This window comes from Brenneria sp. L4-2C (assembly GCF_040240335.1).
Lineage (GTDB): Bacteria > Pseudomonadota > Gammaproteobacteria > Enterobacterales > Enterobacteriaceae > Brenneria.
The window spans coordinates 1-12,525 of sequence record NZ_JBEIAC010000034.1 but is presented as its reverse complement, the minus strand read 5'-3'; the positions used below and the strand labels follow the sequence as shown (position 1 = coordinate 12,525).

Annotated in this window: 13 protein-coding genes; all 13 read left to right on the top strand. The window is 49.2% G+C overall.

Going from position 1 to position 12,525, the window contains the following annotated elements; all coding sequences use genetic code 11:
* The coding region (locus tag ABRZ26_RS24145) for a DUF2345 domain-containing protein (RefSeq protein ID WP_319606596.1) at positions 1-479 on the top strand (479 nt) is incomplete at its 5' end.
* A complete protein-coding gene (locus ABRZ26_RS24140) occupies positions 476-2,374 on the top strand; it encodes a lipase family protein (RefSeq protein WP_319606595.1) in 1,899 nt (632 codons plus the stop codon). The genes ABRZ26_RS24145 and ABRZ26_RS24140, both read left to right, overlap by 4 nt.
* Positions 2,371-3,129 carry a hypothetical protein gene (locus tag ABRZ26_RS24135; protein WP_319606594.1) on the top strand — a complete coding sequence of 253 codons (759 nt, stop codon included), beginning with the start codon at positions 2,371-2,373 and terminating at the stop codon, positions 3,127-3,129. Before ABRZ26_RS24140 ends, ABRZ26_RS24135 begins: the two co-directional genes overlap by 4 nt.
* A 128-nt stretch (positions 3,130-3,257) precedes the next feature.
* Complete coding sequence (locus ABRZ26_RS24130) at positions 3,258-4,016, top strand: hypothetical protein (protein ID WP_319606593.1); 759 nt, start codon at positions 3,258-3,260, stop codon at positions 4,014-4,016.
* Between the two features lie 118 nt (positions 4,017-4,134).
* Positions 4,135-4,887 carry a hypothetical protein gene (locus tag ABRZ26_RS24125; RefSeq protein ID WP_319606592.1) on the top strand — a complete coding sequence of 251 codons (753 nt, stop codon included), beginning with the start codon at positions 4,135-4,137 and terminating at the stop codon, positions 4,885-4,887.
* Between the two features lie 119 nt (positions 4,888-5,006).
* Positions 5,007-5,189: a hypothetical protein gene (locus ABRZ26_RS24120; RefSeq protein WP_319606591.1), complete on the top strand. Its 183-nt coding sequence runs from the start codon at positions 5,007-5,009 to the stop codon at positions 5,187-5,189.
* 238 nt (positions 5,190-5,427) lie between these two features.
* The gene (locus ABRZ26_RS24115; RefSeq protein ID WP_319606590.1) at positions 5,428-5,820 is read left to right on the top strand and encodes a hypothetical protein; all 393 of its coding nucleotides are present in this window, start codon (positions 5,428-5,430) and stop codon (positions 5,818-5,820) included.
* Complete coding sequence (locus tag ABRZ26_RS24110; protein WP_319606589.1) at positions 5,808-6,191, top strand: hypothetical protein; 384 nt, start codon at positions 5,808-5,810, stop codon at positions 6,189-6,191. Before ABRZ26_RS24115 ends, ABRZ26_RS24110 begins: the two co-directional genes overlap by 13 nt.
* Positions 6,192-6,556: 365 nt before the next feature.
* A complete protein-coding gene (locus ABRZ26_RS24105; protein ID WP_319606588.1) occupies positions 6,557-6,823 on the top strand; it encodes a PAAR domain-containing protein in 267 nt (88 codons plus the stop codon).
* Positions 6,824-6,828: 5 nt separating this feature from the next.
* Entirely contained in the window at positions 6,829-7,998 is a 1,170-nt protein-coding gene (locus ABRZ26_RS24100) for a KPHS_23130 family T6SS system protein (RefSeq protein WP_319606587.1), read from the top strand.
* Between the two features lie 124 nt (positions 7,999-8,122).
* A complete protein-coding gene (locus tag ABRZ26_RS24095) occupies positions 8,123-11,278 on the top strand; it encodes an ImcF-related family protein (RefSeq protein ID WP_319606586.1) in 3,156 nt (1,051 codons plus the stop codon).
* Positions 11,279-11,357: 79 nt separating this feature from the next.
* Positions 11,358-12,083: a cytochrome c oxidase assembly factor Coa1 family protein gene (locus ABRZ26_RS24090; protein WP_319606585.1), complete on the top strand. Its 726-nt coding sequence runs from the start codon at positions 11,358-11,360 to the stop codon at positions 12,081-12,083.
* Positions 12,084-12,119: 36 nt separating this feature from the next.
* Positions 12,120-12,525 (top strand): contractile injection system protein, VgrG/Pvc8 family (locus ABRZ26_RS24085; protein WP_319606584.1); only part of this gene is annotated, 406 nt, incomplete at its 3' end.

Genomic DNA, 12,525 nt, shown 5'->3' with positions numbered 1-12,525 from the left:
CGGGCGGGGGTAAGGTGTCGGTGCAGGCGCAGAGCGATGAGCTGGAGCTGACGGGACAGCGTGATGTGAGCGTGAGCAGCGTGGCGGGTAAGGTGCTTATCACGGCGGGAGAAGAGCTGACGCTGAGTTGCGGCGGGGGATATATCCGGCTGAAGGGCGGGAAAATCGAGCTGGGCTGTCCGGGTAATATCCTGCTGAAGTCAGCCAATGTGCAGAAGATGAGCGCGGCGAGTTTCGATGTATCGCCCCCCGAGCTGCCGCGCGGGTGTGGAGAGTTTTTTATTCTGCATAGCGAAAAAACCGGTGAAATTATGCCGTTTTCTCGTTACCGCATTACCACCAGTGAAGGGCGAGTATTCGAGGGGAGCTCGGATAAAGACGGTAAAACCGATGAGATTTTTACTGCCGCTCCCGACAACATGGTAATTGAATTTCCTGACTCATTGGAAGAAACGACGCAGAAGGAAAAAACGGAATGACACAGAGCAAAAAACAATCCGGTAGGACGACGGCGACGACTTCTAAAGGCATTTACGCTACCATGCCGGATTGGCAGAAAAAACATTGGGTGGAGTTTTTGTTGCTGGATGAACAGGGAAAGCCGGTTGCCGATATGCCCTATTTGCTGAGAGCGGGAGACGGCAACCGTAAAGGGAAAACGGATGCGCAAGGATTACTGCGTGAAGATAATATGCCCTGGTTTCCGGTTTATCTTCTGGTGGCGGCGCAGCCGCTGGCGGATGAGATGGAAAAACGCGAACTACGTCCGTTACGGGGTGAGGAATACTCTGACGTGAAAGTAGCGGCGCTGGAGGACGGACATCAGTATCGCTATGTGCGCATTGGTGAAATCAGTGATGGCGTGCCGGCGATTGAAAAATGGTCGCAGGATCGTCCCCCGACGTTTCATTTCCCCAAGGCGGAACCGGTAGGTTTTCGTGTGGACAGCACAGAACTGGACCGTCGCCATGTGCTGGAAATTTGTCCGTTCCGCGCCTGGTCGCTGGTGTTGCATCATCAGCCGGATTATTCGCTGGTCAATGCTTACAATCTGTCGCTGATGGCGGTGCTGTCTTATGCTAAAGATAACGAAGACCAGTCCGGTTCAATTACCCATCTGTTTAACCGACAGATGCTGGATCTCTCTAGCATCCCCAATTATTTTGACATAATGAAGCGCAAACCGGTGGTCAAAGATGTGCCTTTTAGCCAGCGTTATACCGACGTTGGCTATATTGATTCCTTGCGGGCCGCTAAACCGGAAGGAAGTACGCAATTGTTTTATGCCGCCAACGTCACGGAGATCATTGTGGTCTGGCGCGGCACCGAGATGACGTCGTGGGCGGATATTAAAACGGATGGCACGTTCCGACCCCAGTCGTTTAGCTGCGAAATTAAAGTCCCCTGTATAGAGTTGAGCAAGCAAGGTAAAGTCCATAAAGGATTCTGGGATGGGTTTTGTCTGGTGGATAGTAGTAAGGACGGGAAAATACAGGAAAAATATCAGCAAATGGTAGACCTCCTTATAGTTAAGAGAAAACTATTTGTCTGTGGGCATAGTCTGGGCGGAGCGCTGGCGCTGCTGTATGCCGCCAAAAATCTTGATAAAAACCCCGTATTATATACTTACGGCATGCCGCGCACCTTTACCATCAACGCGATACGGGAATTGCAATCGCTGATCCATTTTCGCCATATCAACGCCAACGATGCGGTAACTTCGGTGCCGCCTGAACGCGCGTTGGATAACTATTTGTATGACCTCTGGGGGCCGTTGGGCACCACCCTGGGGTTTACCTGGTCGCTGCTGCAACTGCTCCATAAGGGGGAGGAGTATTTTGGTCATCAGGGGGAGACGGTGCATTTTTGCGAGCTGGCCTCAACCCAGCAGTGGTATGATCAAGATCACCCGACGCGAATTGTTCGCCGCCGATTGCCAAAAAAAGCCAAACTGCTGCTCGCCCCCTCCCTAAGCGAAACCGAAAATCAGCAGGCGAAAGACAATCAGCATGACCTAATGCAGCGGTTGGATACGGACAGTAAGAAAGACTATTTTCCCCGCTGGAGCAATCCGGCCTTAAAAGATGCGTTGAATCTTAGCGACCACTCGTCGCTAATCTATGCCGAGTACCTGGGCGAAAGGCTGGCGGAGGTGACTCGAGGCTGGAAAAGCGGCAAATATTATCAGGATAAGCAGGCTTTCCGGCAGCAGTTGGCTGAATATCAGGATGATATGCCGAAGAAGGAATATCAGCGCAACCTGGCTTTTCTGGCGCTGGATGATCAATTAGCGCAAACGCTGTTGATGACCAGAGAGTCTTCCGCAGGGCAAAACGCCTTATTACGTTATATCAATGAGGATCAAAAAGCATGAAATTTATCAACTGGCTGATGCTGTTCGGTATTGCGCCGCTGGCGGCCTGTGCGCCGAAAAGAGATTTAACGCTCTCGCCGCCGGAACATACTCAGTGGGTAGATATTGAGGTGGTGGCGCCGCCGAATACCACGGCTTTTCCACTTAATGCCTTATACCGCTCTTCGGTTTGCCTACACGAAGATATCCATGCGGATATGACAAAATATAACAGCCGGGGCTATAACCCGGTGCATATGGCGTTGCAGCCGGATGCGGCTGGGAGGGTGTACCGCCAGCGGGTGGCGGTGGACGGCGGCGGTCCTTGCGAGTGGAAGCTGAGTAGTATCTCATTAGGTATTGAATATGCTCATGCGGAGCATTTGGTCAAGGATGCAGAAATTGGAACCGCAGTTGGATTGGATGTGGCTTTTGATGATGAAGCGTCAAGCAGTGAATATTATAAGCCGGTAAAAAATGAATTAGTATATACGTCAGTTTATTATCCTTATATTCGAGAGTCATATTTAGGCGGCTTTAAAAGATCTTTATCATTATATGGAGAGAAAAGCTTTATGCCGTATCGAATGACTATAGATAAGGATAAAAGTGGAAAAATTGTTTTTTTACCCACAGTCGATGAAAAAAAAATAGTGAAATTAGAAGGAGCAAAAAGCATGAGTGATAGTGAACATGGAGGAGTTATTTACCCTGATGGGTCAATGGATAAAGACAAACATAGACCTGATTATAATAAACTAAAAAATATGAAGTAACGTTTTGAATATAGATTGATAAATTCTAGGCATGAAATATTCTCAATCGATCTGTGAAGGCGCTGAACGATCCGTAAACATCAGCGAGTATGAGTGAAGCGGTACGCAATCAATGAGGATCAAAAAGCATGAAATTCATCAACTGGCTGATGCTGTTCAGTATTGCGCCGCTGGCGGCCTGTGCGCCGAAAAGAGATTTAACGCTCTCGCCGCCGGAACAGACCCAGTGGGTAGATATTGAGGTTGTTGCTCCGCCGAATACCACGGCTTTTCCGCTCAATGCCTTATACCGCTCCAGCGTTTGTCTGCTCGAAGACATTCATGCGGATATGACAAAATACAAAAGCCGGGGATATAATCCGGTGCATATGGCGTTGCAGCCGGATGCGGCTGGGCGGGTATATCGCCAGCGGGTGGCGCTGGACGGCGGCGGCCCTTGTGAGTGGAAGCTGAGCATGATCACGCTGGGGATTGAATATAGTCGTACCGATCATCTGGTTAAGGATGCTGAAATTGGAACGGCGGTAGGGGTAAAGGTAGCCTTTGATAATGAGGCGTCTAATAACGGTTATTACGCACCAGTGCGCAATGAGTTAATTTATTCTTCTGTTTATTATCCATATATCAGAGAATCATATTTGGATGGATTTGAAAGGATTTTATCCTTATATGGAAAAAAAAGCTTTATGCCGTATCGAATGACCATAGATACGAGAAAAAATGGAAAAATTACCTTTTTACCAAAGGTAGATGAAAAAAAAATAGTAAAATTAGTTGGAATAAAAAAAATGGGAGCTGGAGAGAAAAGTAAAATGATTTATCCCGATGGTTCAGTTGTTTTAGGCAAAACAAGTCCTGATTACGAAAAATTGAAAAATATGAAGTAATGTTTTAGATAAATACCAGACATGAAATATTCTCAATCATTCTGTGAGGGAGCAGGACGATCCGGAAACATCAGCGAGTATGGGCGCAGCGGTACGTAATTAATGAGGATCAAAAAGCATGAAATTCATCAACTTGCTGATGCTGTTCAGTATTGCGCCGCTGGCGGCCTGCGCGCCGAAAAGAGATTTAACGCTCTCGCCGCCGGAACAGACCCAGTGGGTAGATATTGAGGTTGTTGCTCCGCCGAATACCACGGCTTTTCCGCTTAATGCCTTATACCGCTCCAGCGTTTGTCTGCTCGAAGACATTCATGCGGATATGACAAAATACAAAAGCCGGGGATATAATCCGGTGCATATGGCGTTGCAGCCGGATGCGGCTGGGCGGGTATACCGCCAGCGGGTGGCGCTGGACGGCGGCGGTCCTTGTGAGTGGAAGCTGAGCATGATCACGCTGGGAATTGAATATAGTCGTACCGATCATTTGGTTAAGGATGCTGAAATTGGAACGGCAGTTGGCTTAAAAGTAGCGTTTGATAATGAGGCATCTAATAACGGTTATTATGAGCCGGTGAGGAATGAACTAATCTATTCTTTGGTTTATTATCCGTATATTAGAGAATCATTCTTGGGTAAGCCTAAGAGATCCCTATCATTATATGGAGAGAAAAGCTTTATGCCATATCGAATGACTATGGATACGAAGAAAAATGGGAAAATAGTATTTTTACCCACGCTAGATGAAAAAAAAATAGTGAAATTGGAAGGGGGGAGAAGTATGAAAGATAATGGAAGAATTGTTTACCCCGATGGTTCTATTGATCAGAATAAGGTTAGGCCTGATTACAACAAGTTAAAAAATATGAAGTAATGTATTTAGATAAATACCAGGCATGAAATATTCTCAATCGATCTGTCAAGGCGCAGAACGATCCGTAAACATCAGCAAGTATAGGCGCAGCAGTATGTAATCAATGAGGATCAAAAAGTATGAAATTCATCAACTGGCTGATGCTTTTCAGTATTGCGCTGCTGGCGGCCTGCGCGCCGAAAAGAGATTTAACGCTCTCGCCGCCGGAACAGACCCAGTGGGTAGATATTGAGGTGGTGGCGCCGTCGAATACCACGGCTTTTCCGCTCAATGCGTTATATATGCCATTTATCAATAATTAATTGCTTGAGTTGGTCGATCCTGAACGTTCTTTAGATAGAGTTCGTAAAAGGAAAATTTTTGCGCAAAAATTAGATAGTACCTCAACCTTAGGTGATAAAGTGTCAGCTAATGAGGCGACTAGAAATAGGATTTTTTTGGCGCTTTAGGAAAATATGAAGTCCACCTTATTAATATCTGAAAAAGAACAGGTATGGAAAACTGCCATCCTGCGTTTTAAGAAAACGGCGGAGGAAAAAATTGAGTAAATCTAACGATAACATGCCAAAAAAGAAGATCGTAATCATCACTGTATTAATGATTTTTTTCTTGTTATTTTTTTTCAGAAATAAAATATTTTTACCTATAGGTGAACAGGTGAGTTTTTCTGTTTCTTTACCCAAAGAAATGGCGATCTCACCAATAAAATTGATGTATCGCTCTGAAATCTGCAAGGCAAGTAAGCCACGTGCTGAAGGCGGCAGTTACAAAGTGCCGGGGTATTATTATAAAGAAGTTATCCCATCAGGTAATGGCGATGAGTATAAATATGATACTCCTTTGAAGGGATGGGGTGTTTGTTTATGGAAATTGAGTAATGTAATGATAGAGATATCATATAATGGTTTGCTAAAAAAAACGTGGATACAGTAATTGGTGCTGGAGTGACTTTTGTTTTTGATGATAATTTACCTCATTCCTTTAATGGAATATACGAAGACCTAAGTGGAAATATTATTTTGCGCAAAAAATACTTCCCATGGGTTTCTAACAAAAACAAACAAAAAACACTATGGACATATGGTGGGCAGTTGCGATCAACATATAAAACTATTAATACCAGAAATATATCTCTTATTTTTGAATCAAACCCAAGTGTTGTGGTACATTCAGAATGGCCAGTTAATAACAAAGATCGTGAGTATACTAAGTATATTTACCCCGATGGCGATATTGTCGTATCAATAGATGAACGACCTGATTATGAAAAGCTCCTTCGTATTAAAGAAAATAGTAATAAATAATCAGTACTGTTGATAAATAGATGAACCCCGAAACGGAAAATCAATGAGGATGAAAAAGCATGAAATTTATCAACTGGCTGATGCTATTCAGTATTGCGCCGCTGGCGGATCATGTGATCATTAAAAATTATTTCGTCAACGAGAGTAGTTGTAAAAAATAAGGTTGATGTTGATGTAGCGTCGTTTAATTAACGAGGAAAACAGATTGATTTCGGCGTCTTTGAATATTTTAAATCCGAATTGATAATATCTTAAAATAATGGGTGACGCTACTGCGCACGTTAGAAATCAGCGAGATAAAGTGTGAAATGGCACTCTTAGTATAATTCTCAAAATATTATTAACTTTTAGATACGGAGTGAATTATGTCCAAAGGATTTGTATTGCTTGGCGATAAAACCACACATGGTGGGCAAGTTATTTCTGCCTCGTCCACGATGGTCGTCAACGGTAAAAAAGTGGCGCTGGTAGGTGACAAAGTCAGTTGTCCGATAAAAGGTCACGGTATGACCGTTATCCTTGAAGGCGCATCAGATTTTATCTCCGATGGTAAACCTGTGGCGGTAAACGGTAGCCGTTGTGGCTGTGGTTGCCAGCTCATTTCAAGTGGTTCGGATTTTTTTGTAGGGTAATGAGTATGGCATGGAACAGGCCCGCTATAACGCCGTTAGCTGAACCGCGTCCGCCGGTTATGCGGCGTTGGATTAATACGTTGTTGTTTTTAATATTCGGTTGTTTCAGCGGCCGAATGTTTTTCCCGACAGGTATCCCCTTACCGGGTTTACCCTTGACGTTAAATACCAACTGGTCGCTGATTGCCATTTCGCTAGTGTTGCTGTGGATTTTAGCTTTTGGCTTCCGGTTTTACTTTTATGGTAATCGACTGGATTGCTACCAGCAGTGGAAAGAAGAGTGTAGTAAGGCCGATGAAGCCTGGCGGCTATGGGCCAGTCGGTATATGGCTGTCGTCAAATCAGTGGTGTTGCTTCCGGATCAGATAACCGCTTCGATGATCTATCAAGTTGAAAGCGATATTGAGGTTAGCCGCGGGATGGTTAAACACATCGACTATGTGCCAAAAGCGTTGACGCCGCGACTGTCGTTATTACTGTCCTTGGTCGCTAATGAGATTATGGCTCTGCCTGAAGAGAGTTCGCTGAACATCACACTCATTGTGAATGAATTACCCATCAATGAGGAGGTTGTTGGCAATGCCTTCGCTCAAGGCTGGCAGCAGCACATTGGGAGCCAGCATTCCTGGCGAGAGTTAACGATAGTCGATAATTTGTCACCGATAGTGATCGAGGACTGGATTAAATCACCCGCCTCTGAAGCCACTCTGTTGCTGGTCGCACAACACTCAGACATGAATGAATTTTCTGACGGGTTAGCGGTGATGTTACTGATAAATGACGACCATGCGCAACGTTGGGGATTCGGCGATCAGACGAAAATTTACCGACCAATGATAATCGACAGGGATCAGATGGCCTTGCAATATCAACAATTTATTAATACGCAGCCGCCAGCTCGAGCCGCTAAAGGACTTTTACTGGCGGACAGCGAAGGCAGCCCTTATGCGGCTGATATTTTACAGCAATCTCTTGATGACAAGGGCAACCTTGATGTTTCTCATGTTCGTCATCTGGAAAATATGATTGGCACGAGCGGCCCAACCGGCGCATGGCTGGCGCTAGCGCTGGCCGCGGATCTTACCTCAACTTATCAAGATAATTATATCGTGCTGGCACAAGATGCCGGCGAGTGGACGGTTAGCGCGATTCAACCAGCATTGGAGCATCATTGATATGTTCGGTAATAAGTGGAATAGGACAGGGAGTTTCGCACTCTTTGTTGCTATAGCATCGGTCCTCAGTTGTTTGACCTGGCGCTATGGCAGTAATTTTGGTTTGGATATACAGGAAAAGAAGATGTTGATAGCAGGCCTGATCGTCGGGCTGTTTCTCATTTTTCTGCTTGTACAGTTTTTTTTAGTACTAAATAACCGGGTGCGAACTTATCAGGATGCGGAAAAAAAAGATATTTTTCCTACAAAAGAAAGCCGAGTACAAGGCAATAATAATGAAAACACCTTCCTGGACGGACTAAAACGCCATCTCAGCTACCGCTATCGTCGCGGCTGGAAGCGCAAAGTGAATATTTTGCTGGTAATGGGGGCCGCGGCTGAAGTGGAGCAGGTTGCGCCGGGTCTGACCGCGCAGCGCTGGCTTGAAGGCGATGGCGTGGTGCTGATTTGGGGCGGCGAGTCTGCCGGCGTATTTGATCATGCACAATTGAAAGAATTGCGTCAGCTGCGTCGTCGTCCTCTTGATTCCATGGTCTGGATTGTCGATGAAAAGCGCGTGCAAGACGCGGCTTTTACTGATGCCATGGCCCGCCGCCTGCATGATGGTTACCGGACGCTGGGTTGGAATGTGCCGCTGTACCTCTGGCAGGTACGTCAAAGCCAGTGGGAGCAGCAGGATCGCGATACTCAGCCGGTGGGGTGCGTGTTGCCTGCCGGGTGCAGGCCGCATGAACTGGCGGCGGGTCTTGATCTGCTTACGCCGCGGCTGACGCAGAAAGGCATGCAGCAGGTAATGATTAATCCGCGCCATGATTTTCTGCTGCGTTTGGCGCAGGATCTTGCCGACGGCGGCATCGATCGCATCAAACAGGCATTGACGCCGCTTATCGCCGGGCCGCAGTCGGTACGACTGGCCGGCATGATGTTCAGCCTGCCGGTTGCGGCGCGGGAAGGCGTCGCCAGCCACGGTTGGTTGCCGGATGCCGGCTGGGGCGGCATTATCGGCGATGTCGGCTATCTGCCCGCCCGCCGGTTGGGCGTGGACTGGAGCCGCACGGCGCAGTGGGGGATCATCGGCCTGGCCCTGATATGGGGCGCGGGCAGTCTGGTATCGTTCCTGAATAATCGCGCGCAGATCATCGGCAACGGCCAGTTGGCCGGCAATGCCGCGCGTGAAGGGCAATCTCTGGGCGACCGCCTGTTGGCGCAACTGTCGTTACAGCAGGAGATGGGGCGCCTTGAACACAATGTCCAGGCGGGCAGTCCCTGGTATACGCGCTTTGGGCTGGACCAGAGTCAGGCGCAGCTCGACGCCCTCTGGCCGGTTTACCAGCGCGGCAATAACCGCCTGATGCGCGACGTCGTCGCCGAACGTTTACAGGACGAGATCGCGTTGCTCAGTCTCCAGAGCCACCAGGATACCGGAACGCTATATAACAGTCTCAAGGCCTACCTGATGATGGCGCGGCCCGGCAAGGCGGATCCGGCGTTTCTGGCCCGGAATCTGGCCCGCGTCTGGCCGCGGCGCGAAGGCGTGACGGAGGGCGTCTGGCAGGCGACGGCGCCGTCTCTGTTGGCGTTTTATGCGCAACATCTGCCTGCGCATCCAGAGTGGCGCATTGAGCCGGATACGCATTTGGTTGCGCAGGCGCGCAAGTCGCTGCTGCGTCAGTCAGCCCGCCAGGATATGGAAAATACGTTGTACCAGAAAATGCTTCAGCAGGTTGCCCATCAGACGCCCGACCTGACGCTGACGCAGTTGACCGGCGATACCGATGTCTCTCTGTTGTTCACCAACGATGGCGCCGTACCCGGCATGTTTACCCGCCAGGGCTGGGAAAATCAGGTGCGTGAAGCGATTGACCGCGTGGTGAGCCAGCGCAGCGCCGAAGCGGACTGGGTGCTGAGCGATAACCGCGCTCATGAGCAGGCGCTGTCGTCGGATGACCTGAAGGCGCGGCTGCGCGACCGCTATTTCAATGATTTCGCCACCGCCTGGCTGGATTTTCTGAATAACATGCAGTGGCAGCCGGCCAATTCGCTTTCCGATTCCATCGATCAACTGACGCTAATGGCGGATGCGCGGCAGTCGCCGCTGAGCGCATTGATGAAGGCCCTTGCCTGGCAGGCAGCGACCGGCAAAAACGATCTGGCGATTGGCGGCGCGGTCGAGCAATCAACCCGCAACCTGTTTCGTCGCGTCGACAGCGAACAGGACAAACTGCTGGCGCGCCAGCCCGGTCCGCTGGATGACACGTTCGGCCCGCTGCTGGCCGTGCTGGATCCTCAGGCCGCCGGGCAGGGGAATAATTCACTGAGTCTCCAGACCTTTTTGATACGTCTGACGCGGGTGCGGCTGAAACTGCAACAGATAACCAATGCGCCGGATCCGCAGGCAATGGCGCAGGCGATGGCGCAAACGGTGTTTCAGGGTAAAACGGTCGATCTGAGCGATACCCGTGACTACGGCAGCCTGCTGGCGGCCAGCCTGGGACAGGCCTGGAGCAATTTTGGCGACGCGTTGTTCGTGCAGCCGGTCGAACAGGCCTGGAAATCGGTCTTATCGCCGACGGCGGCCAGCCTGAACACGCAGTGGCGGCATGCCATCGTGAATGACTGGAATGCGGCGTTCGACGGGCGCTACCCGTTCCGCGCCACCGCAAGCGATGCCTCATTGCCGCTGCTGGCGCAATATCTGCGTGCCGATACCGGACGTATTGCGCGTTTCCTCGATACCCGATTGAGCGGCGTGTTGCATAAAGAGGGCAGCCAGTGGGTGCCGGACGCCATCAACAGCCAGGGGATGCCCATCAATCCCGAGTTTTTGCGTCGCATCAACCAGCTTAGTCAACTGGCGGATATTGTTTTTGCCGACGGCGACGCTGGTATGCGCTTTGAGCTGATGGCGCGTCCGGCGCGGGATATCGTGCAGACGGATTTGACCATTGACGGTCAGAACATCAAATACTTCAACCAGATGGAGAGCTGGATCGCGATAGGCTGGCCGGGCAATCATTTCCGGCCGGGGGTGATGCTGACCTGGACGAGCACCACTTCGGGCAACCGAGAATACGCGAACTTGCAGGGGCCATGGGGTCTGATCCGTCTGCTGGAAAAAGCGAAGGTGACGCCCATCGACAGCAGCCGTTATCAACTGATGTGGCGCGCGCAGGATGGTTTGCCGCTCAACTATATCTTGCGCACCGAGTTGGGGAAGGGGCCGCTGGCATTGTTGGAACTACGGGATTTTCGTATGCCGGACACTATTTTTGTTGAATAAGGGCGAGCCCAATACGTCGATGGGCGTTGGGCCGCGAGATTGCCGCTTTTAAATGGTTGATTATTAAATCTGAGGTGTTATGAATCGTAAGAACAGAATTATTGCATTGGCATTGTCTTGCTTTTTAGGCATATTCGGCGCCGATCGGTTCTATCTTGGTAAAGTTAAAAGCGGTATATTAAAGTTTATTACCGTAGGTGGATTTGGTATCTGGTGGTTTATTGATGCGGCATTGCTGATTATGGATGCTTTTCTTTTTTCTCTGGGAAAAGAACGTGGCTGGGTTAAAGATAAAAATGGCAATGAACTCAAATATGGTTTGTCGGCATATCGTTTTAAAAATGGGCGTTTTCAGCAAGACTGGTTCACGGATGATGTGGTGAGCCTGAATAAAGAGATCGAGAAAGATAATAAAATCGTTATAGTTTCAGATGAGACGAAAAAAAGTTGGCTTGCCCATAACTGGAAATGGGCCATCCCGGTGTGTATCTGCTCTTTTATTGCCGCTATATTTATTGTCGTCATATCCCTAATGAAGGGAAATGTGGTTTATCAGGACGCGCTGGTCAAAGTGAAAAATGATGTTCGCGTGGTTGATAAATTGGGTGAAAATATTTCCGATGGTTATTTTGTTACAGGGAGTGTTAGTAGCGATGCCGTCGATTTAAAAATACCCGTCACGGGTGAAAAGGCTCGTGGTGATATTTATATTCAGGCGGAAAACATTGCTGGTCGCTGGATATATTATACGTTGGTTGTTAATACTGAGCACAATGAGCAAGTTGATATTCTTACGCCGCAGTAAATTTTACTTTCTATAAGTTTGATACAACTGAAGAACATGCTGTCCGTATCCGAACTCGCCACCCGTCTTACCGGCTCGCAGAACCGCTATTCCCTGGCCATCAGGGGGGAGGCGGATAGCTCGCTGGACGTGGAGTCCTTTACCGCCACCGAGGGGCTGAGCCAGACCTACTGCTACCAGATAACCTTTACCAGCAGTCGCGACATCGCCCCCGGCGAGATGCTGTTGCAGGACGCCAGCTTTACCTTCAATCCGCCGGGCAGGCAGTTGGGCGGCATCACGCTGCCTGACGCCACACCGCCGCGTGCGGTGCATGGGGTGGTGACGCAGTTTCAGCGGCTGTCGGCCTCGGCGGACGAGGTGCGTTACCGGCTGACGCTGGAGCCGCATCTGGCGCTGCTGGGCAATGCCGGTCGCCCGGCGATATACCAGCATCAGTCGG